Annotated in this window: 17 protein-coding genes and 1 pseudogene; 6 read left to right on the top strand and 12 right to left on the bottom strand. The window is 38.3% G+C overall.

Annotation, left to right across the window (positions count from 1 at the left end; genetic code table 11):
• Positions 1-19: 19 nt before the first annotated feature.
• A complete protein-coding gene (locus tag ACFIMG_RS07215; protein WP_375621008.1) occupies positions 20-655 on the bottom strand; it encodes a thiamine diphosphokinase in 636 nt (211 codons plus the stop codon).
• A gap of 147 nt (positions 656-802) precedes the next feature.
• Here ACFIMG_RS07215 and ACFIMG_RS07210 point away from each other — a divergent pair, with 147 nt between their 5' ends.
• Positions 803-2,380: a M48 family metalloprotease gene (locus ACFIMG_RS07210; RefSeq protein WP_375678370.1), complete on the top strand. Its 1,578-nt coding sequence runs from the start codon at positions 803-805 to the stop codon at positions 2,378-2,380.
• Positions 2,381-2,682: 302 nt separating this feature from the next.
• On the opposite strand, the gene ACFIMG_RS07205 is transcribed toward ACFIMG_RS07210, so the two are convergent.
• Entirely contained in the window at positions 2,683-3,594 is a 912-nt protein-coding gene (locus tag ACFIMG_RS07205) for an RNA polymerase factor sigma-32 (protein ID WP_015856975.1), read from the bottom strand.
• A 576-nt stretch (positions 3,595-4,170) separates the two neighbouring features.
• Here ACFIMG_RS07205 and ACFIMG_RS07200 point away from each other — a divergent pair.
• The 3 genes from ACFIMG_RS07200 (at position 4,171) to ACFIMG_RS07190 (ending at position 7,002) form a co-directional block, all read left to right on the top strand.
• Entirely contained in the window at positions 4,171-5,751 is a 1,581-nt protein-coding gene (locus tag ACFIMG_RS07200; protein WP_375678369.1) for a hypothetical protein, read from the top strand.
• A gap of 21 nt (positions 5,752-5,772) precedes the next feature.
• Positions 5,773-6,114 (top strand): ferredoxin FdxA, encoded by a 342-nt coding sequence (gene fdxA, locus ACFIMG_RS07195; protein ID WP_015856977.1) that lies wholly within the window; start codon positions 5,773-5,775, stop codon positions 6,112-6,114.
• A gap of 303 nt (positions 6,115-6,417) precedes the next feature.
• Complete coding sequence (locus tag ACFIMG_RS07190) at positions 6,418-7,002, top strand: CarD family transcriptional regulator (RefSeq protein WP_273790499.1); 585 nt, start codon at positions 6,418-6,420, stop codon at positions 7,000-7,002.
• A 906-nt stretch (positions 7,003-7,908) separates the two neighbouring features.
• Here ACFIMG_RS07190 and ACFIMG_RS07185 read toward each other — a convergent pair.
• Together ACFIMG_RS07185 and rpmF are read right to left on the bottom strand one after the other, a co-directional pair.
• Positions 7,909-8,656, bottom strand: a pseudogene (locus ACFIMG_RS07185) (tyrosine-type recombinase/integrase); the annotation flags it as partial.
• A gap of 1,364 nt (positions 8,657-10,020) precedes the next feature.
• On the bottom strand, positions 10,021-10,200 hold the full coding sequence (gene rpmF, locus ACFIMG_RS07180) for a 50S ribosomal protein L32 (RefSeq protein WP_005774555.1): 180 nt from the start codon (positions 10,198-10,200) through the stop codon (positions 10,021-10,023).
• Positions 10,201-10,624: 424 nt separating this feature from the next.
• On the opposite strand from rpmF, the gene ACFIMG_RS07175 reads away from it, so the two are divergent.
• Positions 10,625-11,527, top strand: a complete 903-nt coding sequence (locus ACFIMG_RS07175) for a polyprenyl synthetase family protein (protein WP_375678368.1) — start codon at positions 10,625-10,627, stop codon at positions 11,525-11,527.
• A gap of 1,676 nt (positions 11,528-13,203) precedes the next feature.
• Here ACFIMG_RS07175 and ACFIMG_RS07170 read toward each other — a convergent pair.
• The 3 genes from ACFIMG_RS07170 to ispG all read right to left on the bottom strand — a co-directional run bounded on the left by ACFIMG_RS07170 (position 13,204) and on the right by ispG (position 17,500).
• Complete coding sequence (locus ACFIMG_RS07170; protein WP_375678367.1) at positions 13,204-13,803, bottom strand: hypothetical protein; 600 nt, start codon at positions 13,801-13,803, stop codon at positions 13,204-13,206.
• A gap of 799 nt (positions 13,804-14,602) precedes the next feature.
• Positions 14,603-15,754, bottom strand: coding sequence for an MFS transporter (locus tag ACFIMG_RS07165; RefSeq protein ID WP_375678366.1), 1,152 nt, complete (start codon positions 15,752-15,754; stop codon positions 14,603-14,605).
• Between the two features lie 504 nt (positions 15,755-16,258).
• On the bottom strand, positions 16,259-17,500 hold the full coding sequence (ispG, locus tag ACFIMG_RS07160) for a flavodoxin-dependent (E)-4-hydroxy-3-methylbut-2-enyl-diphosphate synthase (protein ID WP_375678365.1): 1,242 nt from the start codon (positions 17,498-17,500) through the stop codon (positions 16,259-16,261).
• 849 nt (positions 17,501-18,349) lie between these two features.
• Between ispG and ACFIMG_RS07155 the strand changes: the two genes are divergently transcribed.
• Positions 18,350-18,634, top strand: coding sequence for a hypothetical protein (locus ACFIMG_RS07155; RefSeq protein WP_375611728.1), 285 nt, complete (start codon positions 18,350-18,352; stop codon positions 18,632-18,634).
• Positions 18,635-19,103: 469 nt separating this feature from the next.
• On the opposite strand, the gene ACFIMG_RS07150 is transcribed toward ACFIMG_RS07155, so the two are convergent.
• The 5 genes from ACFIMG_RS07150 to ACFIMG_RS07130 all read right to left on the bottom strand — a co-directional run bounded on the left by ACFIMG_RS07150 (position 19,104) and on the right by ACFIMG_RS07130 (position 24,878).
• Positions 19,104-20,111: an HlyD family secretion protein gene (locus ACFIMG_RS07150; protein WP_375611727.1), complete on the bottom strand. Its 1,008-nt coding sequence runs from the start codon at positions 20,109-20,111 to the stop codon at positions 19,104-19,106.
• 32 nt (positions 20,112-20,143) lie between these two features.
• Positions 20,144-21,772 carry an MFS transporter gene (locus ACFIMG_RS07145; protein ID WP_375613177.1) on the bottom strand — a complete coding sequence of 543 codons (1,629 nt, stop codon included), beginning with the start codon at positions 21,770-21,772 and terminating at the stop codon, positions 20,144-20,146.
• Positions 21,773-21,795: 23 nt separating this feature from the next.
• Positions 21,796-22,212 carry an ATP synthase F1 subunit epsilon gene (gene atpC / locus ACFIMG_RS07140; protein ID WP_375678364.1) on the bottom strand — a complete coding sequence of 139 codons (417 nt, stop codon included), beginning with the start codon at positions 22,210-22,212 and terminating at the stop codon, positions 21,796-21,798.
• 109 nt (positions 22,213-22,321) lie between these two features.
• Positions 22,322-23,947: a F0F1 ATP synthase subunit beta gene (gene atpD, locus ACFIMG_RS07135; protein WP_375613176.1), complete on the bottom strand. Its 1,626-nt coding sequence runs from the start codon at positions 23,945-23,947 to the stop codon at positions 22,322-22,324.
• 19 nt (positions 23,948-23,966) lie between these two features.
• Positions 23,967-24,878 (bottom strand): F0F1 ATP synthase subunit gamma, encoded by a 912-nt coding sequence (locus tag ACFIMG_RS07130; RefSeq protein ID WP_375628700.1) that lies wholly within the window; start codon positions 24,876-24,878, stop codon positions 23,967-23,969.
• Positions 24,879-24,880: the final 2 nt, after the last annotated feature.

The following is a 24,880-nucleotide window of genomic DNA, read 5'->3' as shown; positions in this document are numbered from 1 at the left end:
AAAATATATTGGAAGAGCTTTATGGAATAGGTACAGACGCTAACAATATAGCTTTTCCAGAACCTAAATGGCAAGAAAAGGTTCCACAAATACGGTTAGAAAGTGTTAAAGAAGAGCCAAATGACACATTTTTGTCACAAATTGGCCATTTTACCCCTTTAAGAGTTAAACTTTTTAAATCAGAAAAACCGATAATACTAAACAAACATCCCTTAGGCAAATCATACGAACAAGGTTTTGACAAAACCGGCCAACCTTCTTCCAAACCGCTTGTCAACAACACTGAAATACCCCTTTCAGCCATCATCAACGCTTGCGTCATATGAGAAAGGCTATGATCACTTCGCTCCCCTCCCAAAGCACCACACAAAATAAGCTTTTTAGCGCCATTTTGCAGCGCTCTTTCACATGCCAGAGCACTATCTGTCATATCTTTATCAGAGGGAAAAACTTCACGCGGAACATGACTATATTGACGTATTAAGTTCTCATCTGATGAATCAAAGTCCCCTAACCACAACTCAGGCGTCACATTAAGCGCTGCCGCATGACGCATACCACCATCAGCAGCAATTACCCGACTGTTTTGAATTTGATTAAGCAAACGATCAGTGATATGAACATCCCCATTTAATAATATCGTAAATGTTGTCATGCCATACTTTGCCTTTCACAAAATTTTCTTTACAGTGCATCTTTTTATAAGTGAGAGTCATTTTTTATAAACAAAAAGCGTGATATAGCCAAACGAATCCTTATTCTTAATGCCTTTTTTAAAGAAACATACGATACAAAGATACAAATGCAATTTGCCAAATTACTCCGCAGAAATAATGTACACCATGGTCCAACGCACCCCATTTTTCACCGCAATTTTCTTTTTCGCTCTTGCCTGTATAAAGCAACTTTCATAAGTCTAACGTTTCTCCTTTCAGCTTGTCATACACCCTTTTCTCAAAATGATAGGTTTTCTTCCACTTCTTCTAAAACGATCAAACGTACCAACAACCACAATATCTATGTCACATTAAGCGCTCTGCAACACCCACGTATTTTGCAAATGTATGGTGGCGCTTATCATGATGCAAAACTTGAACACCTTTTAGCAAAGATTGTCCGTAAACTAGCAGTTGCATCCCATAGTTCTCATCAAAGCTATTCTGTAACAATTTTAAACTCAGAAACTATCAACGCTTTTGCGCTCCCCAACGGCTCGATCTACATCACTCGTGGTATGCTGGCATTAGCCAATGATTCTTCAGAAGTTGCAGCCATTTTAGCCCATGAGATAGCACATATCAGAGCCAATCATGGCATTTTACGCCTGCAAAAAGAAGCCCAATTAAAGATGACCAATCACATGTCTTCACGTCTTCTTTCTTCTATTGGCAAAAAACTTCATAACCCTATGCAAAACAAGCAACAACTCGCGCAATTTTCCCGCAATCAAGAGCTGGAAGCTGATTCCCTTGCACTCGAAATGCTCCAACAATCAGGATATGATCCATTTGCTTCACCGCGCTTTCTTCAAACAATGGAAGCCTACAGTGCTTTTCGTAATATCTCTGGCACCCAAAATGCCTCTCTAGATTTTTTAGCCTCCCACCCAACTACCCCTCAACGCATTCGGCTTGCGATAGAAAAAGCGCGTAAAATCAGTAAAGGGAATAGTAAAATATCCGATCATGATTCTTTTCTCAAAAGCATTGATGGCATAATTTTTGGAGGAGGCTTTTATACAGGTTTTGTACGAGGCAACCAATTTATTCACCCACAATTGCGCATAGCTTTTTCTGTTCCAAACAATTTTACAATAGAACATTCAGCACATACTGTTTGGGCCAGTGGACCAGATAAAATTGCGATTCGTTTTGATGCTATTCCACATCCTGCTGAAATATCTGCGAGTGATTATTTGAAAAGCGGCTGGATTATCGGTCTAGATCAATCATCTATCCGCCCCATCACAATTCAAGGGCTCCCCAATCAAGAATTTATGCGCCAAGAATCCCAAAGCCAAAGTTTACTTGGAGCGCGGGCCTATGCTACCAATGATCAATGGCAATTTGATGTGGTTGTCATTCCATTCAACAACCACATCTTTCGTTTTTTGACGGCCGCTCCATATAATTCTCGAAATTTTGCAGAGGTTGCCCAAAAAACGCTACAAAGCTTTCATTCTCTTTCATCTTCACAGTTAAAAAAATTGCAGCCCTTAAAAATCCGTGTTGTCCGTGTTAAACAAGGAGAAACCGTTGCCAATCTTGCAGATAAAATGCAATACACACCATATAAAGAAAAACTCTTTCGCATCCTCAACGCCCTCTCACCAACGCAAACTTTACCCGCAGGTACAAAAGTGAAAATTATTACAGAATAAGCCTTTTTTCTCATCCGTTACAGTTTTGATTCTTTTCTGTCTGTATCACGCCCTCCCCCTTAAAGCATATTCGAAAATAAAGAGGAACACTTTAAAATCCAACTTCATCATGCCTTTATCCTCCGTTTGATATATATTTCCTCCAACTAACAGCCCCCTATCTTCCTCTGTTTATCAGTAGCGCTCCCAAGGAGGCATATTCCTAAACAAATTCGGCCATCCCCTAAAACTGACTTTATCATATTCTCATATGCCCCCACTTAATACATTCTCTTTCCTCCCCCCCCAAAGCCTTTCACTGCTTATATATCGTAAGCGTCTTCTGAATGAACCGTAAGGAGAGCAGAACGCAATTTTTGCAAAGCCCTAGCTTCAATTTGACGCACGCGCTCTTTCGAGATTCCTAACTTTTCACCTAAAACTTCGAGAGTCGCCCCCTCTTCATTTAAGCGACGAAAGCGAATAATTTCCAACTCCCGTTCGTTGAGAATTTGCAACGCATCGTAAAGCCATTGTGTACGCCGTTGACCATCAATGACTTGCTCAATTAAAGCATCAGGAAGAGGACTATCATCCACCAAAACATCCATCTTAGCAATGGGATTATCACTATTCTCAGAAACAGAAACACTCAAGGAATTATCAGAACTGGAAAAACGAAAATCCATCGTTTCAACATCGCGCACGGAAACACCGAGTTTTTCAGCGATTGTGCGAAAAATATCCTGTTTTGACAAAGCACTATCATCTTGTATCAGTTTTGCACGCAAACGCCGAAGATTAAAGAAAAGTGCTTTTTGCGAAGAACTCGTTCCCCCTCGAACGATTGACCAATTTCGCAAAATATAATCTTGAATAGAAGCGCGTATCCACCACGTTGCATATGTTGAAAAACGCACTTCCCGATCAGGTTCAAAACGTGCAGCTGCTTCCAATAGTCCCACATACCCTTCTTGTACCAAATCCCCCAAAGGCATTTTGAAACGTTTAAAGCGATTAGCAATAGCAATCACTAAACGCATATGAGCCGCTGCAATTTGATGCATGGCATCATCATCACGTTTGTCTTTCCACCGCAGAGCCAAATCATGCTCTTTTTGTCGTTCAAGATAAGGTGCTTGCATAGCAGAACGCATCATATTACGTCCTAAGCTTTTGTCTGCATCGCTATAATTTTTGCTGCTTTTATAAACAGCATTTGAAAGATTACCCATAATAACCCCTTGCGATTAAAATTATCAAAATTGATTTGGCAACGACATCATTGTTCTTCGCTTAAAAAGAACGCAAAAGTTGTTAACTTCTGTGACCACTACTTTAACGTGTAATTTTATAATCGCAATTGTTTTTTTTACTGTCATGGTAAAACTTCTTGACATAAGACACAATTTCACCTGCAAAATGCCTTTACAATATGCCTTTTAGCCTATGAAATATTTGAAAAAACTTTCTCTTCACTTTTCATGACAAAACAGCAAAAAAATAAAGTGATCATGCAAAAGAAATGCCGTTTTTTGATAACCGGTTCCGTTTCCTTTTAAATTGAAGAATTTATTTATGCTTTTAGCTTTACAATACAACTAATAAGTGTAATTTGCAAATATAAAGCATCCAAACTGAATGAAAACTGAATGAAAAAAGAATCATTCAAGTTTTAAAGGCGCAAAGAAACAGCAAAAAATGACAAGAGTGATTGAAGCAAACGCAACAAACGTGTTAAAGAAAGAGCACCATTATGAAATTGTCGCAAAAAGCTTTTGACCAGTGTCACACTGAGAAAGAAAATGATCATGGATAGCAAGATTGTTCAACAGAATGAGATTCTTCAAGATGATATTCTCATTGAAAAACACGGAAGGGGTAAATTTGAAGGTTTTCGTTTTTATGCCAACAAAAACAGTACCGATCAAATAGCTGAGAAGCAAATTTCAACAGAGAATGAGAATTTGATTCTTGCTTTTTCCAAACGCGCGACACGTTTTTGTGCTTCTGCAAATGGAGATTTTACCCTCAGTTCTGATGGAATTGTGCGCTGGATTGGTCAACCCGTAGGACAACTTGTAGCAACAGAAGATTTTTTTAAACCAAAACTGATTGTTTTAGCAGATGAACAACTCACGGGAGAATCCCGCAATAACGTTGTGAAACGATTAGAACGCTTTGTCACCTTTCATTTTGAAACAACTTTAAAACCCCTGTTTGATTTGCGCAATGCTGATAATTTAACGGATTCAACAAACAGTCTTGCTTTACAACTTTTTAACTCTTTAGGGATTTTACCACGCCGCGAAGTCTTAGACATTGTCAAAAACCTTGCGCAAGAATCACGTGCCGTTCTTCGGCGTCTAGGCGTGCGTTTTGGCGCTTTTCATATCTATGTTGCCGGAATGCTTAAACCTGCTCCGGTTCAAGCCATTACTCTCCTGTGGAATCTTCAAAATGCGGGACAAGATCAAACTGGTTTGGGTGAAATTTTTTCAGCATTATCTGCTGGTCGAACCTCTTTGATGGTTGACCCTACCTATAACCGCCAATTTTATCAATTAGCCGGCTACCGAATCTTAGGGCAACGTGCTGTACGGATTGATATTTTAGAACGTCTTGCCAATCTCATCCGCCCCGCACTTCATTGGAAACAAGGAAGTGATCCCAGACCCGATGGAGCCTATGATGGCAAAAGTTTTTTTGTTACACCAGCCATGATGTCCATTCTTGGGGCCAATGGAAACGATATGGAAGAAATCCTCAAAGGACTTGGTTATCAATCGTACAGCATAAGCAATACTGTTTTTGAACAAAATCTCTTTGCACACCAAGCCTCTTCCCCTGTCAATAGGGCAATGCAAGATGTTCCTGCAGCAGAATGCGTTGGAAGTCAATGGCAAACAGTAAGCGATTTAGAAACAACACGAGAAGAAAAAAATACCTCATTCCCAAACACTTCATCCTCTGGTATTGAAAAACATCTCCATAAAACCAATCGTTTACCAGCAGCTGAACCTGTTGGGAATTTTGCCAAATCCCCTCGCTCTACAGAAGAAGATAAAGTTATTTTGTTATGGCATTATAAGCATCAATTTCCCCACCATGCACAAAAAAAACGTGATAAATTAGGAAATAAGTGGCAAAATAAATCGAAGAACGCTGTAAAAAAAGCGGAATACAAAAATGAAAATTCCCCTCAAGAAGCACCATCACAAGCAAAACGCTCTCATAAGTTCCACAAATCCCAAGGGAAACATGCAAATCATAAGCCCTTTCAAAAAGAAAAGCGCCTTAATCCTGATTCACCTTTTGCGAAACTAGCTGTACTACGCGATCAACTCACCAATCATAAAAACACGCACACACTTTCCTCTAAAGAGAATTAAAGTAACAAATGGAGTTTGATCTTGACCCACGTAGTAACCGACAACTGCATTCACTGCAAATATACGGATTGCGTTGAAGTCTGCCCAGTTGATTGTTTTTATGAAGGGGAAAATATGCTTGTTATTCACCCCGATGAATGCATCGATTGTGGTGTTTGCGTGCCAGAATGCCCAGCAGAAGCGATTTTACCTGATACAGAACCAGGATTAGAAAAGTGGTTAGAACTCAATCTTCATTATGCAAACAAATGGCCTAATCTAACCACCAAAAAAGATCCTCTTCCTCAAGCAAAAGAAATGGATGGTGTTCCAAATAAATTAGAAAAGTATTTTTCAGAAAATCCAGGAAGTGGCGAAGAGTAATGATAAAGTGTACACTCTCCTCCTTCAACGATTGAAAGACTTCTCTTGTAAAAATAAAAAATCCTTAAGCGAAATGATTGATTCTTTTAAATTTTGATGTTAGTGTTATTTTAACATGATCATCTTTCTAAGTATTTTTCTTTGCTTGTTATAGTAAAGCGGTGTATTTTTTTTTGATTTAAAAGTACTCGGCTTTTATGCTCACTTAATTGGTACAATATACTTGGTTAAAGAAAACTCAACCCTCAGGTTTATAACCTGTTTTCCGATACATTTGTTGATCATAAGGGAGTAAACTAAAATATGGCATCCCAACATGGAACGTCTTCCAAGACCAAAGAATTTGCAACCTCTGAATATATCGTCTACCCTACGCATGGAGTAGGACAAATTATAGCGATTGAAGATCAAGAAGTTGCAGGACATAAATTAAAACTTTTTGTCATTCATTTCGCGAAAGATAAGATGGATGTCAAAGTCCCCATTGCAAAAGCCCTTTCCGTTGGAATGCGTAAATTATCTGCTAGTGATTCTGTCGAACGTGCCTTAAAAGTTTTACGTGGAAAAGCACGCGTTAAACGGACCATGTGGTCACGTCGTGCACAAGAATATGATGCTAAAATCAACTCAGGAGATCTTATTTGTATCGCCGAAGTGGTCCGTGATCTTTTCCGCTCTAATCTACAGCCTGAACAATCTTACTCTGAGCGCCAACTTTATACAGCTGCTCTTGAAAGAATGGCCCGTGAAATTGCGGTTATCAATAGTCTTTCTGAAACAGAAGCTATCAATCTCATAGAGATGCATCTCTCCAACAAGCCGGAACGCGAGTTTAAAACTGAGAGAGAAGAAACAGATGAAAACAGTAAAGCTGTCTACGCTGCATAATACACTCTTTCATCATAATGATGATATTTCGATAAAACCAGCGAAAAGCTGGTTTTATTTTTTAACATCCTCTCTGCCCTTAAGGACAAAGTTTCTTAACCAGCGCCAATCTATAAACAATCTAACTTTTCGACAAATTCCTCCTCCTTATTTTCTTTCTTCATAGATAACAAACTGATTAATCATCATAATCTAGCATTATTCATATTAAATTAGAATCTTGAATATGGTAAGATTACTCATTTCAAATTGCTCTCATGTTGAATTAATCAAATCACTTGCTTGTCAATCACAAGCGGAGCTGATCTGTGGGTAAAAACTGTACAAAAAGAGTGAGACACTGTCTCAAGCACCAAAGGATATACCAACATTGGAATCTGGCAAGATGTGTAAGGGCAGGGCTTGCTTTTTTATTAAGCGTAAAGATCATAGTGCCGTTTATACACTACACCGAAACTTTACCATTTACCCCCTTCTACAAAACCATTGGAACATTCAAAAACACCGTCATAAAATGGATGCCACAAATATTGAAAAATATTCCTTTTAAAAAAAGCGTGACAGTACAACATAAGCATATTTTGTCTTGGGCACTCTATTTTGCATGAGAAGCATTCCCCCCATTAAAAAACGCGATAAAAAAAGCATGAACTAAAACCATCATCTCCATTCTGTAAAAGGCATTCCAAATACTTTTGAAAGCTGTAAAATTAACTTAAAAAATAACAATAAAAATGAACGTTAGCATTGCCCCTTTCAATTTCATATTTTTCCCAAATGAGGTTTCTCATTTCAGAGATTACGAGATATACGCAATATTCTTACTCCAATCGAACACAAAAAATCTAGAATGATTCATAGAACTCTTAAAAGTCTCAATCTCTGTTTCAAACAGACCGCTAAAGATTGGATATTCTCAGCAGGGATTGTCCATATAGCATCTTCAATCTGATCTTCACGAATATGACGCAAAGGATTGCTACGAACGCCTGTCAGGATAAGCAAACGCAAAGCCAGTCGTGTTATGGTGTTTTACAGAGTAACTGAATAAAGGCAGGAACATCTTTCCAATCCATGGCTAGTCTATTAGTGGTTTTATGACGTTGCTTACCTTAAGAGTGCGCGTGCTTTTTCCGTTGCTTGTAAATCAACATCCAAACCCTAATGCAACCGCATGTTTAAGACAAAGATTAAGACGCTTCAGTGCTGTCTGAGCTGTTCCAGCTTTTGCATACCAAATGGGAGAAAGCGTATTGCGTATCTCAATTTGCGTAATCTCTGAAACAGGCAGACAGCCTAATTTAGGGAGAATATAAAGGCGTAAGGGTAAAAACCAATCCAAGCTTTACCACCTCTTTTTAATTCAGCTTTACGACTTTCAAATGCATCTAAAGCAATGTTTTTTAAATAATGAAGATTACGCATTGCCTCACGCTTTTGTTCATCGCGTTCTTTAATGGAGTCACGCCCCTCACGTAAAACAGCACCCCACCCAATTGCCAATTCACGGGCTTGTTTTAAAGAAACATCTCTCAAGGCCCCCCCAAATGCCCATTTCGCGGCCCCCGTGAAAGGTATAACGGTAAATCCATTGACCACCCCCATCTCTTACGTTTGTGAAGAAGCAAGCCAGCACATCATTATATTTTCCAGCTCGTGGGTGTTACGACAGCCCTTGGCTTTTAAGACTCTTCATAAGAACCATTTTTAGTTCTTTCTTATACAAATTTTATCCACACACTCATCCCACTTGTGACGTGCAAGCAAGCGGTTTTGATTAATTTTAGATAGAGCGATTTGAAATGAGTGAATCTTACGTTATTCGGGGTTCTAATTCAATATGAAAAACAATGAATTATATATATAAATCAATATGTTGTCTAGTGATGAACAGATAACAAAAAAATCATAAACTTAGGTAAGAAACACTATAAAATCATTCATAAACCAGCTATGAACTGGAGAATCGTACCGGCTTTGATAAAATACTTTGCTCACCCCCACACATAACATATTTGGTTTTAAGTTTACTTATTTTTACAAGCTGTTCGCAACAAATCCCTTATATTCACAAAAATAAGAAAAATATATAGACAATTCTTAGTTCAAAAACATGAAAATACAGCGTGATATTCATAGAAAAGTCTCATATACCTTTATCATAAAAAGCACTAAAGGTTATTGAATGTGTACACCTTCTGTCTTGTAACGGTTTTCTCTTTTCTGCTCATAAGAAAGCACGCTAGCATCAGCATACACTTAACCCCAATATTACAACAATTCTTACATTTGAAAATATTCATTATAAACATTTTTCCTTTTTTATAGAGTTTTCACCCACATGCCAGCCCCACTTGTGACCGGAAAGCAAGTGATTGTCATTGATTCAACATAGGGAAAAATTTGAAATGAGAAAATCCTACGATAGACCTTCCATTCAAGGCGCAAAACAACAAATGATCTTTATAAATCAATGTGATGTCGATCTCTATTTTTTTAAGGAGAATCACATGTCACAATGTAAGCCTATAGACAAAACATTGCCTAAAATATTCTCATAAAAAACACCGGTATACTTAAAGCCTTACATGGGTCAACCGCCTTAAACAACGATATTTTACGGTCTAATAGGATTCCCTCTAAAGTAAGTAAAAATTAAGTGCGATACAAAATGATCCCATTACTGAGCTAACTTATATCAATACTCAAGCTCTTAACGAAACCATCATAAAAGACACTGACACAAGTAGTCCTTTATAGCCTCTCAAGAAAAAGCAAAAAACGCATCTTACCCAATGCATTCACTAATGAATCAAGAGAAGCTTACTACTTGAAAAGAGATAAAATGCTAAAGTTTAATCCCTAAAACGGAACACCCGCGACATATTCCCTTTCCCACATCAATAGAAGGCGACGCAAGGGAATCTCAATACTCATCTTAAAGCGAAAATGCACGCCCCAAACGTGCATTCACTAATGAATCAAAGGAAGCTTACTACTGGAAAAGAAATAAAACGCTCAGTCTTTAACCACTAAAACGGAACGTCCGCGATACATTCCCGTTTTCAAATCAATGTGATGAGGACGACGTAATTCACCAGAATTTTTATCTTCGATATAAGTCGGCGCCTTCAGAGCATCAGCCGAACGGCGCATGCCCCTCTTCGCTGGAGAGGTTTTTCGTTTAGGTACAGCCATAAAAAGACACTCCAAATCCATTAAAACAGAAAAAGCAATGTCAAAAATGACAATGCTTCATTTAAAACACCATAAAATTTGAGGATATTATACACTGATAAAAAAGAAGAGGCAATGTCAAAATGATCCTCCTCTTACTAAAAATGACCTTCTTGTTATCAAAAATGGTGTCACAATAATCAAATGAATATCAAAAACATTGCAAAATTTGACAATTTTATACACCAATGAAAGCTTTTTTATAAGACCTTCATTCAATTTTTATTTGGTTTAAAAAGGGATTTGCGCATACAGTAGAGATACAGATAAAAAGAGAAGTTGATTTTTAATAAAAAACGACGCCAATTTATGAAAACAAGAAAAAGCGACAACCTTTCTCTTTAAACTTCATAATTTCATTTTTGTAAAAACAAAGGAAGCAAGAATGCACGAATTTACCACCCTTCTTGCAAAATATGGAAACACCGTTGAAAAGCGGCTTGATACGCTGTTAAGTGATCAAATCCAAAATGGTGAAATTTCACGCCCTAAAAACTTAATCAAAGCCATGCGCTATGGTGTGCTGAACGGTGGAAAACGCTTGCGTCCTTTTCTTGTGATTCAAAGTGCTGCACTTTTTGATATCCCCATAGAACATTCTCTTGATGTTGCATGTGCCTTAGAATGTATCCATTGTTATTCGCTCATTCATGATGATCTTCCCGCTATGGATAACGATATACTCCGGCGTGGAAAACCCACCGTCCATATAGCATTTGACGAAGCAACAGCAATTCTAGCAGGCAATGCTCTCTTAACATTTGCCTTTGAAATCATTGCCCATAAAGCTAGTACTTTATCTACAGATATTAGAATCAAGCTGATCACGTCTCTTGCACAATCGGCAGGACTTGGCGGTATGTTAGGTGGACAAATGCTGGACCTTGAAGCTGAAAAAAGACCGCAAGGAAGTACTGACATCATCACTCTACAACACATGAAAACAGCAGCCCTGATAAGTTTTGCTTGCCAAGCAGGCGCCATCATTGGCAATGCGTCCAAAGAATTAACCGAAAAGCTTACTGATTTTGGTACATATCTTGGTTTAGCCTTTCAATTAACCGATGACCTTCTTGACGTCACCGCCAACACGCAAACCCTAGGAAAAACGGCAGGGAAAGATGAAACGGCACAAAAAGCCACTTTTGTTCACCTTTATGGCATTGAAGAAACCCAAAAAAAGCGAGATACACTCATCAGTAAAGCAGAAGCATTCTTACATCCTTTTGGCGCTAAAGCTCTCCCCCTCCAACAAGCTGCACACTTTAGTGCAATACGCAAAAATTAAACTTCATCCGCCCTATTGCACATAGTGTAAACCATCATCTTTGTTAAATGCATAATAGACTTTTCAAAGAAACATTACCATTAATCCCCATTATAATCCTTATCATGAAATGGATGCGACAAATCTTGAGAGGAATTTCATTAAAACAAGCGCCGTGAATTTATAACACAAGTGCATTCTGGATATCCTATTTTGCATGAAAAATGCCTTCCATTAAAGACTAAAAGAAACAAAATGTAAAACAATGCGTAATCACCATGTTTTAAAAGATATTACAGTGGGTAGTGGGTGCTTTAAAGCCGAATAAAAAACAACCGGAAAGAGGAAAACTCGTTTTCTCCTTTATGTCTTTAATCTTCTAACGATAAGGCAAAAATAAACAGAATAAGTATACAACAAGGCATTTTATAAACCCGCAAAAAACAATAAAAGAAGTACGATGCCCTCAATAGAGAGTCGTAATTTTTATGCCTTTCCACGCTATCTTGTTGTAAAAGATCAAATATGGTCACATTCTGTAAATTCACTCGTGTATTGCTTGCTCTCTAAAAACACTTTTACAAAAGTGCTCGTTGTTTAGTTTAAGCATTATTTTTTTGAAGCTCGTATTTAAAATATCAGAAAAAATGAACATAATGGCTATTTTGATTTTTATGCCACCCTCAAAGAACAAAGTCTTTTAATACAATCTGCTCTGTAAACAGTCTAGTGTCCTACCGAGTAGGTTTCTCTCGCTTTCCACACATGCGATTCACTTAAACTAAAGACGCGATAAGCAAGACTTAAGAATATTCACCATGTACTTCTTAAAATACTTAATGTATCAAACAAGATACCTTCACCACCCCTCAAATGACAGTATGTTACGGCATAACAGGATAAATAAAACCACTAATTTCAATAGAACGAAAGACCAAAGCAGTATTATTACTGATCTCTCTTTTCTTAAGCTGGAAAGATATAACACATTGATTTATAATGATAATTCGCGGTTATTCAACTTGAATAAGAACCCTGAATACCGTAAGATTCTTTCATTTCAAATCTGTGTATATTGAATCAATAAAAATCACTTGCTTGCACCTCAAAAACAGAGAGAGCCGCGTAGGGCAAAACATCAAAGAAAAGACTAAAAAAATGCCTCTTATGAACCGTCTTAAAAGCCAAGGGCTGTCGCAACATTAGGGGCTAGCAAAGTGAATGATTGTGTCGGCATGCTCCTTCAAAAGCAGAAACATTTTTATTTACAAAAGTGTGTAAAACTTCAATTTAATAATAATCATGATCACTGTACAACTTTAATTCATCACGCCCTTTATCTCGTTTATTCAATTATCACATAAAAAGAGAATTGATAAGATTAAACAGAGAATGATCTTTGCAACAGAAAGATAAAAAAGTCCTTATTATTATATATAATAGCGCAATCTAATTTGTGATAAGTCGTTTTTTCAATCCAAGTGCAAATTTCCTCCTTTAAGTGCAATTTTCTTATTAAGATGAAAAGCATCATTGTAAGTGAACCTATGCCCGTTGTAAAAGCTGGAAAATATGTCCACCTTTTGATGACCATAATAAAAAAATATGCAACATGGATAAGAAAATGCCGCAATTATCAAGAGTATTATAGCCATTGAATATCCTTCGAGAGAATTTTTCTCATTATCCATTCAATGTCATTTGTAAATTCTTCTTGGTTTCATCATGTCATATATCGTGTTTAGCTCTATGCAAAAACGCGCTATCTGTTTAACATTTTCATCATCACCGGTCCTCATACTCGACACGAGATCAATCATTTGTGTTTCGAAACTCATGCCATTTTCACTTGAAGAATTAAGAAACTTTTTCGCGTAATCAATCATGGGGTCGGTAGAATTCATAGACATATTATAGGCCCAAATAAAATCGCTTTCTCTCCAGTTATAGTCATTACGCAAACTGCTTATGACATTGAGTAACATATCTGCTGATATCCATTCATTATAATCACCACGCAATAAATTAACAAAACGTCCACATAAAACAATCAGTATGTGACGATGCCGTATAATGTCAAACTTTGGTACGATATTCTGATAGCCATGGCTGTATACAAATTTTTTTGCTTGTTCATGCTTTTGAAAATGTTCAAAAGCGCCGTAATTTTCACTGATATATTTTTCGTAAAGTCTATCGTACTGTTCTAGACTATCCACGCGCGTACATCCCACCAATACAAATACAGAAAAAAGAGTTATCAATGTTACAACACGCGTTATGGATAACGATTTCATTGCTTTACCTTTTAATGACCATAATTTGTACGGCTTAACAGATTCCTATCAAATATATTAATATATGCTGTTTTCTTGTGGCTTATTTGTAGCAAATTGTACTCAACAATATTTCTGTACTTGGTTTTATTCCCTCTCAAAGAGGGGGGATGTCATTCAAAGTTTCCATAGATAAGTTTATTATCTGGATCAGAAATTTTCTAACATCAGAAAATACAGAGCTAACGCCACAATCAAAGAGAAAATACTCAAAAATGAGAATGTACAACGTAAAAAATTATCTCAACAAGATAATTGATATTTTAAAGAAAACAGCAATAAAACGCGTTAAATATATCAACAATAAAATCAGTCATGAGGAAAGCCTATTTGAACAGGCTATAAATTGTCCGACTGCTTAAATTAGCTCTAATGAGATAAAGTGTTACCAGTAAGGAACCAATGAAAATGAGAAAACTGCTCCATCACCATTCCTTAATAAGTATATAATCCGGCACAATCATGTTCTTTATCAGCATCCAATCTTGTCAGCAACCCTTTGTGTAATATTCATGAGCAGCATTTTTATTTCTTTTGTAATGATTGTTATGCCATTTTAATGATTATTATGCCAAGCCCACTTATAACGTACAAGCAGATGACTTTGATTGCTTCAACATACATAGATTTTAAATAAGAATAACTGAGACTATTCAGTCTTTCTCATTCAACATGCAAAAACAACGATGCGCCTTAATAAATCAAAGCCTTGCCCCACTATGAAATCCTATAAAACACGTATCGTAATAAGTTAATATTCTCACTGAACTTTTTTGAGAGTTCCTTCTAAAAAAAATACTGCTAACAAGTAAATCAATAAATAAATAGCAAAAATATAAACGAGTGAGAAAAAGCCAAATATATTGACCATATACGCACTCATGTAAAAAAATACCAATAAGCTAAATCTCCCAACAGTTGACAAGAAAGATTCATATGTAGCCCTGAAATAATCACTAATACTATCATGCAAAACAACTTCTACACGAAGATATGTATACTTAATGAGATAAAAAATCATACAGACTAAAATGACAGCCATTTCTTTTCTTGGTTCAAAGAAAGCAACGGTAAAAATCAGTGAAGCCGAAAGAAACAACAGTAAAATAAAATTCACTCTTTCACTTAGTTTTGTAAAGAGAAGACTAGCCAAGAGCTGAGAGAACAATATAAGTGAAAATGTCACACCAAGATCAAAATAAGTGACATTAATATTATGATCTTTAAATATCCACTGCCAATACTGCGAGAATATATTGAAAAAGATCAATGAAAAATAAAAGCATAAAGAGATATAAGGAACTTTAATAAAAATAGATAACATCTCCTTAGCTTCACAAATGAGAGAATTCGCTTTATTTGGTTTTTTCTCCCCCTTCAAGTCATCAAGAAAAAACAAACCAAATAGTGTTGTCATCAACATTAAAAACGCCGCGATATACCATATATATTGGCTAGAATAATCAGCAAAATATGCCCCGATTAAACTGAATATAAACATGCCGATGTAATTATATTGAGAGCTGGAACCAAGCACTTTTTTAGTCGATGTCAATTTTTCTTTTGCATATTGAACAAGTAAAGCATTATAGGCTCCAGCAATTAATGTCAGCGATAAGGCATTAAAAGTTTCTGCCAAAAGAAAACCATAAAAGCTTGTAGAAAATCCCATGAGAAAGAGCCATGTAGCAGCAAAAGCCGCTGCCAAAACGATCGATATTTTATAACTTTTTCGATCAGCAAAATATCCCAGAGGAATATCGGTAACCATCATAATAAAAGCCTGAAACGACTTAATGATCCCAATATCAATAAGCGTTAAGCCTTTTTCAAGCATATAAAAGACAATAAAGGCGCCGGTTAAAATCCTTATACCGTTAAATAAAAAGCCAAACGCTAATATACTTGTCATGCACTCCCCCCAATAACGCCAAAAAAGGCACCCGTATACATCATTTTATATCAATATAAAAGCTTACATTTTACGACAAATAGGACTATAATCGCTATAAGGATTTCTAATCCTATCAATTTGATACCCCAAAAAATGCTGGGAAAATGCCTGAAAAATCAATAAACAATGTTCTTTCTATAATTTGATATTTGAAGAATCCGTTAAATATTTTACTGTCTCAAGAGCAGCCAAAAACCAGCAACAACATTTACGGATCTATTTAAAGTATTCATATCGTTTTGCTTAATAGTCTTAACACACTCAAACTCATTAATATCCTTCATAAGCTTCTGATTCTAAAACAGGCATATCATCTGGTTTTACCTAAAATAATAAGCAACCAACAACAGTATTGACCATAGCTAAAGCAGCAGCATACAACAGCACCATCTTCACATTGAAGACAGCTTGTTTTAAAAAAACGACACACCCTTTTTACTTCAACCTTATGCGATTTTTACCTCAACCTTGCCCAAAGCGTGTATGAATATAATCACTCAAAAGCGCTTCAAATTCTTCAGCAATGTGATCACCCCGCAAAGTTTTTACCTTTTGTCCCTCAATAAAAACAGGTGCCGCAGGACTTTCCCCCACTCCAGGCAAAGAGATTCCAATATCCGCATGCTTTGACTCCCCCGGTCCATTGACGATACATCCCATCACAGCAACCTTCAAGCTTTCAACGCCAGGGTATTTTTCACGCCAAACAGGCATATTTTTGTATAAATCTGCTTCAATTTTTTGTGCCAATTGTTGAAAGACCGTTGAGGTTGTGCGCCCACAACCAGGACAAGCCGCAACAACAGGCAAAAATTGCCGAAACCCCATCACTTGCAAAAGTTCTTGCCCCACCTTTACTTCTCGTGTCCGATCACCACCAGGTTTTGGTGTTAAGGAAATTCGTATCGTATCACCAATCCCTTGCTGTAATAAAATACCCAAAGCCACCGAAGAAGCAACAATGCCCTTTGTTCCCATCCCAGCTTCCGTTAATCCCAAATGAAGAGCATAATCACAACGCACCGCCAAGGTGGTATAAACAGCAATAAGATCTTGGACATCACTCACTTTAGCAGAAAGAATAATTTTATCACGTCCCAATCCCATCTCTTCAGCCCAAAGAGCCGATTGCAGAGCAGACTGCACAACAGTTTCCCGCATCACTTCAGCAACCGATAAAGGATTTTCTTGCTGTGCATTTTCATTCATAAGCCGTGTTAACAACGCATTATCAAGAGAGCCCCAATTCACGCCAATGCGAATAGGTTTATGATACCGACAAGCAATCTCAATAATTTCTGCAAATTGACGATCTTTTTTTGCGCCAAAACCAACATTTCCAGGATTGATGCGATATTTTGTAAGCGCCTCAGCACACGCAGGATGCTCAGATAAAAGCTTATGTCCAATATAATGAAAATCCCCAACCAATGGTACAAAAAATCCTAACCTCTCCAATCGCTCCCGTATTTTTGGTACAGCCGCCGCCGCTTCATCGCGATCAACAGTAATCCGAACCAATTGTGAACCAGCTTGCCAAAGAGCAGCTACTTGAGAAACAGTTGCATCAACATCAGCGGTATCTGTATTAGTCATTGACTGTACAACTATCGGGCTCTGCCCCCCAATAATCACATCACCAACAGCAACACCAACAGATCGACGACGCTCAAGTGGTTTAGATAAAAAATAGGTCGTACTCATCAAGTCCTCAAATTTTTAAAACCTGCGCTATCAATCATTATTTACATTGACTTCCTCCGCGCTTCAAAGGACGAAAATTACACCGCCCACCAATCTTAACAGATTGCTCTCAAAAGGTTCTACCTACTAACACTGATGCAATACAATTCATAGGTGGATTCATTCTATAGACGCACCGGATAAGTTCTACTACTTCTGTTCAAGTTTATACTTCTACACTTGGTTGCTTCAAAAAGAAACTGAAACAAAACAGAGACAATACTGTATTTTTAAGTTGCATGCCGATACCTTAATCAACGTCACCACAAAACAGTGTTTACAACACAACAGATAACGCCTAACAAAGCGCAATTTTTAAAAATGCATGAAAGACATCGCCAAATTAATCCAACATATTGATTTATAATAATCTATTTTTTACAAATTTGAATAGCAACCCCAAATATCGTAAGATTTCCTCATTTTAAATCTTCTTAATTGAATCAATCAATACCACTCCCTACAGCCACAAGAGAATAGGTAGATAAAAATTCCTTATAAACTATTTCAAGTGCCAAAAGCTATCCCAACACTTTAAACAAACAAAAAAATGAAGACATCGCACACCATCTTTATGAATGAATCTTACACCATTTTGTAAAAATTTTTACCTTACATCCTTAACAAACACCATCACGAAATGAACTCAAGCACATTAAGAAATGCCTCATTAAACCCAAACTCTTAACTCTCATCTCACCCACGCGCGGCATTATCAATGCAACCTTTCAATTTTCAAGCCGTTATAGCAAAACCCCAAACACCATCCCAACTGTCACACAACAATTTAACACATGAAGGAGTCAATAAATGTGTCTATTTTCACCCCATAGAAAAAATGCTAAAATTAAAAAACGTATAGCACAATTAAAAAGAGAGCTGGTCCCCGTAAATCATTGGAGTTTTCAAAATGATAGCTTTGAAAATATTTCTGAGCTGTTTAACACATGGAAACAAAAAGGCCGTCACGCACTTTATCACCTCAACGAACATGCTACAGAATTAAAGAAAAAAGCGAAAGAAAATCCTAAAAAAACCCTCGCATTAGCAGCAGGAGTCGTTTTAGTAAGCTTCTTACTGATCCGTAAAAATTAATAACACAACCAATAACCTTCCCTTTTAATGCCCGCCTCAAAACGGGCATTTTTATGGTTTACAAAATATAAACTTTACGTCTTTCTCCTAACTTTACGCCCTCACCCAAAAGGATAAGTTTCCCATCCGACCCAGTCTATAATCCAATTTTTTATCTGGCTTCCCCCTACCCCCATCTTCCAAACATGCGGTGACACCACACCTCAAAGGACAGTGTTGTGCAAAACCACAAGCAAAGCTTCCAATACTCCACCCCCCCTACTGAGTTAGTTCAAAAGAAATGGAAGTGAGTAAAGATGCATGCGCTTTAATATTCTAAGGAACATTATTTTACATCATGACATAAAAGTATAAGAAGCCTAAGAGCTTTAAAACATGTAGTATAGCAAACCAAACGAAATCTTCCAATGTAAACAACCACTTGCTATAAGTAAATGACGCAAAAATTAAACTGAAAAAACCCAAAATTTCATCCTCCAGAATCGACTCGCTGCGAAGTATCTACATAGGTAACCACGGACATGCCAGGAATGAGTTTTTCAATCCCTTCCTGCCCAGGATCTAAAGCAATCCGTACTGAAATACGTTGCGCAATTTTGATAAAATTACCAATTGTCGTATCCGTTTTTAACAATGAAAATTCTGAGCCTGTAGCAGGTGCAAAACGAACCACACGCCCTGTTAACTTTTTGTTGTTCAATGCATCAACAGAAAAAACAACCGGTTGTCCCACACGCATCTGAGAAAGTTGCGTTTCCTTATAATTAGCAATAATCCAAATATCATCAGAAATAACAGAGACCAATTGTGTCCCTGGCATAACATATTGCCCTACCCGCGCTCCAACTAATCCAATATAGCCTGTTCGAGGAGATAAAATCTTTGTGTGATCGAGATTAAGTTTTGCCAACTCAACACTCACCTTCGCTCCCGCAATTTCTGACTGTAAACTTTGCCGTTCAAGATCCAATTGTTTTTGCAATTGGCGTTTTGTTTCGAGAGCTGTCAAGAGTTGTGAAAGAGGACGAGAAACAGAACTTGCCGCATCACCAAAACCTAACTTTTTACTATCTGGAACAACATTGGAAAATGCTCGTGAACGCGCCAATTCCACCTCTGCTGTATTAATTTCGCCCTGCAAAAGCTGTGCTTGTAATTCAATACTTGCCAGTTTTGCATTTTTTGAATCGAGAACAGCCTGTGCCCGTGCAAGCTGCTGCCGAAAAAGAGAATCATCGAGCTCAAAAAGCAGCATTCCCTTTTCAACGCGTTGATAATCTTGCACATAAATCCGTGCGATTACCCCAGAGATCTGTGAACTAACCAGAGTAACATTGCCCTTAATAGAAGCATTATCCGTTATTTGAATGTTACTCACAAAAGGAGGAAGTCTCCAAGCCCACAAAATCAGCAAAACACCCGTAATGCCCGATAGGAATGCAACAATCGTAGCTTTTGACCGTAATTTTTTTATCATTTTTTTTGCACCCCTCTTTTTATGACATTACTCTACTTTTCTAATGCACGCAAAGAGCATGACTTAACAATCATTGTGGCAAGAAAAATAACGAATACAACCATTGAAATATAAAAATAAAGCCGAAAAACGTCATCATAAGCAAAAATATTTGCTGTTAACTTAAATTTCTCTATCAACATAGAAGTACCCTGCTCACTTCTCAAGCCATTGGGAACAGAAACACCATAAGAAGGCGAAAATAAAGTATTCATCTCACCAGAAATAAGCGGATCAGTAATAATAATATTTTGTGTTAAGGACTCAAAGTTCTTATGGGCAAAATAAAACTGAAGGCTGCCAAAAAAAGCCGACCCCATCAATCCCCCTGTCACTTGCGTTAGCAAAAAAACAGCAATAAAACTTAAAACGTAACGCGGTCCTCGCTCACCAGCGATCACAAACCCTTTGAAAAGAGCAGGAGGCAAAAAAAGTGCATAACTAAAACTCACCAACCCTTGGCTCAACATCATATCTTGTGGGCGCGTTAAATGGTTTACATGACTATCTAAATAAGCTCCTAACGCCAAACAACCCAAAGACAACAAATAAAAATAATCCTCACGCCCCGCCCGTAAAAAAAAGACACAAACAGCCCCCCCTAACAGAATCCCTAATGTCACCGCAAGATACATGGGCGCCATCTCACGATTGAGCAAACCAAAAAGATTAAAAAACCCTACGGGCAAATTTGACCGCTCCAATAAAAAAACATGAAAAATAAATAAAATAAAAACAGATTGGACCATTTCTTTACTGAAAATCCAACGGAGATCAATCAACGGTTTTTCTCTATTAAGCTCAATAATAATAGCAATAGCCAACGAGAAAATAGCAAGTGCGAGCCCCCAACCAATCCATGGTGCTTCATACCACCAATACAATATGCCAACAGACATGATCACAGCATTTAATCCAAGACCAAGAGCAATCAAACCATAGCTTATCCAATCTAATTTTTGAATAACCTTACTACGCACAACAGGAGTAAGAGGCAAAGTATAGATACAGACCAAGCTGATAAGAACCAACCCCATTTCCAGAGCGGAAAGACTGGAAAAACCACCATTTTCCAGCAAATCAGGAGAAATCAAACGTGATAAAGGTGCCGCTAAAGCCGCATTCATATAATTCAAACTAAGACCAACAGTAAACTTCTTTGCTGGAGCAAAAGCCTCCATCATATAAAGCAGCGCAAGCGAAGCCAAAGGAGCAGCAGCAATCCCAGCAAAAAAGCGAATAATCAATGCAGAACGCAAATCCGTAACAAAGAGCTGCAACACGCAAACCAAAACAAAGCCAAGAATTGATAATTCAGCAAAAGCGCGCAGCCCAAATTGATAGCGGATTTTGATCAACATAATCGCTACACTCACATTTGGCGCCATATAAGCCGCTACCAGCCATGTCGTCTCGGCCAAAGTTGCATGAAAATCACCCGTAAGATGGACAATGTTAGACTGAACAATATTAGCCCCTAAACCATAAGCCCATTGCAAAATAAGAGAAGCAAAAATATAAACAAAGCACTTTGGCAAAGGTCCCGCAAAGACACGACCAGGATGAGGAAAAGGTTTTGCACTCCTTTTAGCAGACACAACCGTACTCTTTTTTCCGCTCATGTCATCTTTTCCTGTATACTCTGCTACGCTTCTATCAACACAGCACCATCAGCTGACAACTGCTGGAAAAAAGCCTCTATTTTATGATTGTCCTCATCACTTGTCCCTCCTTCTAACGTCGCTTGAATCTGCAAAATCTGCTGTTCTAATACATCAAAAGAAAGATTCTCTACAGCCACAACGTGCTCTACCAATAAAGAGCAGCCTGAAAAGGTAATATTTGCAACACCCCCGCATACAACAAATAATTTTTCACCCACAGAGGTGCGAACACGAACACTGCCCAACACAATACTTGCCACCAATGGCGCATGATGCGCCATAACTGTCAAATAACCTGAGGCTGAAGGAAGAACAACAGACACTACCTGCTCTGAAAACACAATTTTTTCAGGCGATACAAGCTCAAATAAAAAACGCTCTTCTCTATTGTTTTCCACAAAAGTCTCCACAATACCCGATATAAGGACTCTCCGTTTTCTCCAACGACTCGTCCTTTGTTAACGAAAAATACCCATGACAGTTTTCTCTTGAATAAGAAGCTTCCTACTAAGAAGCCTCTGCCATGAGACGCTTTCCTTTTTCAAGTGCTTCATCAATCGAACCAACCATATAAAAAGCAGCTTCTGGTAAATCATCGTAATCGCCAGCACAAAGCCCCTTAAAGCCTTTGATTGTCTCTTCCAAAGGAACGAGTTTCCCCGGCGAACCAGTAAAGGCTTCCGCAACATGGAAAGGTTGCGAAAGGAAACGTTCAATTTTACGTGCCCGCCCCACCAGCAATTTGTCATCTTCAGAAAGTTCATCCATTCCAAGAATAGCAATAATATCCTGAAGCGCTCTATAACGTTGTAAAATGGTTTGCACTTGACAAGCAACAGTGTAATGCTCTTCCCCCACAATCAATGGATCCAACATACGCGAGAAAGAATCAAGCGGATCAACCGCTGGATAAATCCCCTTTTCCGCAATAGAGCGCGAAAGAACAGTTGTTGCATCCAAATGAGCAAAAGACGCTGCCGGCGCCGGATCCGTCAAGTCATCTGCCGGAACATAAATTGCCTGAACGGAAGTAATAGAGCCTGTTTTTGTACTGGTAATACGTTCTTGCAACGCCCCCATATCCGTTGCCAAAGTCGGCTGATACCCAACAGCAGAAGGAATACGCCCTAAAAGAGCAGATACCTCAGCTCCTGCTTGCGTGAAACGGAAAATATTATCCACAAAGAAGAGAACATCTTGTCCTTCATCACGGAAACTTTCTGCAATTGTCAATCCTGAAAGAGCCACACGCGCACGCGCTCCTGGTGGTTCATTCATTTGCCCGTAAACAAGGGCACACTTTGACCCTTCCGTTGAACCATTATTCTCTTTTGGATTCACATTCACGCGGCTTTCGATCATTTCATAATAAAGATCATTTCCTTCACGTGTACGTTCTCCCACACCAGCAAATACAGAATAGCCACCATGTGCCTTTGCAATATTGTTTATAAGCTCCATAATGAGAACGGTTTTTCCAACACCAGCACCACCAAACAAGCCAATTTTACCCCCTTTAGAATAAGGGGCTAACAAATCCACGACTTTAATACCGGTTACGAGAATTTCCGAAACAGTCGATTGTTCAACATATTCAGGTGCCTCTTGGTGAATAGAACGTGTTTTGGTTGAAGCGATTGGTCCCACATTATCCACCGGTTCCCCAATCACATTCATAATACGTCCCAACGTTGCTTCTCCTACAGGAACGCTAATTTGTGTGCCTGTATCCACAACCTTTTGGCCCCGCATCAAACCATCAGTCGTATCCATAGCAATCGTACGTACGGTATTTTCACCCAAATGCTGCGCAACTTCTAATACCAAGCGATTGCCTAAATTCTCTGTTTCCAAAGCGTTGAGAATTTTTGGCAATTCACCTTCAAATTGCACATCAACGACAGCACCAATAATCTGCTTGATTTCACCAACAGCGCCTTTTGCATGCTCTTCTTTTTTTGCGGATGTATCTTTTTTTACAGGTGTATCTTTAGCTGCATCACGCGCAGGTACAGAGGAAGCCTTTACATCCACTTGAGATTTCGAAGCGGCTTTTTTCACGCTGGAACGAGCAGCTGGTTTCTTTTTTTCACCTTTTTCTGTTCCTTTGCTTGAGGTTACTGCTTTTACCATCAATCCTTACCTTCTCCATTTAAAGCGCCTCAGCGCCCGCAATAATTTCGATCAATTCTGTCGTAATCTGTGCTTGACGTTGACGATTATAAGCCACCGTCAATTTACTAATCATTTCACCCGCATTGCGCGATGCATTATCCATAGCTGTCATCTTGGCGCCCATTTCACCAGCAACATTTTCTAGCAAAGCCCGAAAGATTTGCACCGAAAGATTACGTGGTACAAGGGCCTCTAAAAGAGACGCAGCATCAGGTTCATATTCATAAACAATCGATTGTGAACCTTTGTTATGATCGGTTTGCTCCACAATATCTATTGCCCCAACAGCTGCTTTTGGAGCAACCATTGGAATCAAATCCAAAGCTGTTGGACGCTGATTAATTACGGAAACAAATTCAGAATAAAACAGCGTACAAACATCGAAAGCGCCTTCATTGAATAAATCAACAATCCGTTGACTAATCATCACTGCTTCTGCAAAACCAATTCGCTTTACAGCATGCAAATCGATATGATCAATTATCAAGCCTTTGTAATCACGCGATAAAATATCCGCGCCTTTTTTACCCACAGTGATAATTTTTACTATTTTATCAGCCGCCAACAATGCCTTAATCTGTTCACGTGCACGACGAGCAATTTGCACGTTAAAAGCACCACACAAACCGCGCTCAGCAGTACACACCACCAAAAGATGTACATCATCGCGCCCCGTACCACGCATAAGAGTAGGCGCATCAACACCATCTACATCAGCAGCAACACTGGTCAAAATATCAGCCATTCTCTTCGCATAAGGGCGTGCAGACTGCGCTGCCTCTTGAGCACGATGCAACCTTGCCGCTGCAACCATTTGCATAGCTTTGGTAATCTTTTGTGTTGCTTTAACCGAAGCGATACGGTCTCTAAGATCTTTTAGTGAAGCCATTC

It is taken from the genome of Bartonella sp. AP11XZML (assembly GCF_042196445.1).
GTDB lineage: Bacteria > Pseudomonadota > Alphaproteobacteria > Rhizobiales > Rhizobiaceae > Bartonella.
The sequence above is the reverse complement of the archived record's forward strand: the minus strand, read 5'-3'. Positions and strand labels throughout refer to the sequence as shown.

Coding starts and splice junctions, on each gene's coding strand:
- ACFIMG_RS07190 (WP_273790499.1), top strand. CDS start 6,418: ATGGCATCCCAACATGGAACGTCTTCCAAGACCAAAGAATTTGCAACC.
- ACFIMG_RS07175 (WP_375678368.1), top strand. CDS start 10,625: ATGCACGAATTTACCACCCTTCTTGCAAAATATGGAAACACCGTTGAA.
- ACFIMG_RS07170 (WP_375678367.1), bottom strand. CDS start 13,803: ATGAAATCGTTATCCATAACGCGTGTTGTAACATTGATAACTCTTTTT.
- ACFIMG_RS07205 (WP_015856975.1), bottom strand. CDS start 3,594: ATGGGTAATCTTTCAAATGCTGTTTATAAAAGCAGCAAAAATTATAGC.
- ACFIMG_RS07210 (WP_375678370.1), top strand. CDS start 803: ATGCAATTTGCCAAATTACTCCGCAGAAATAATGTACACCATGGTCCA.
- ACFIMG_RS07130 (WP_375628700.1), bottom strand. CDS start 24,878: ATGGCTTCACTAAAAGATCTTAGAGACCGTATCGCTTCGGTTAAAGCA.
- ispG (WP_375678365.1), bottom strand. CDS start 17,500: ATGAGTACGACCTATTTTTTATCTAAACCACTTGAGCGTCGTCGATCT.
- ACFIMG_RS07200 (WP_375678369.1), top strand. CDS start 4,171: ATGGATAGCAAGATTGTTCAACAGAATGAGATTCTTCAAGATGATATT.
- ACFIMG_RS07145 (WP_375613177.1), bottom strand. CDS start 21,772: ATGAGCGGAAAAAAGAGTACGGTTGTGTCTGCTAAAAGGAGTGCAAAA.
- ACFIMG_RS07155 (WP_375611728.1), top strand. CDS start 18,350: ATGTGTCTATTTTCACCCCATAGAAAAAATGCTAAAATTAAAAAACGT.
- ACFIMG_RS07215 (WP_375621008.1), bottom strand. CDS start 655: ATGACAACATTTACGATATTATTAAATGGGGATGTTCATATCACTGAT.
- atpD (WP_375613176.1), bottom strand. CDS start 23,947: ATGGTAAAAGCAGTAACCTCAAGCAAAGGAACAGAAAAAGGTGAAAAA.
- rpmF (WP_005774555.1), bottom strand. CDS start 10,200: ATGGCTGTACCTAAACGAAAAACCTCTCCAGCGAAGAGGGGCATGCGC.
- ACFIMG_RS07165 (WP_375678366.1), bottom strand. CDS start 15,754: ATGACAAGTATATTAGCGTTTGGCTTTTTATTTAACGGTATAAGGATT.
- ACFIMG_RS07150 (WP_375611727.1), bottom strand. CDS start 20,111: ATGATAAAAAAATTACGGTCAAAAGCTACGATTGTTGCATTCCTATCG.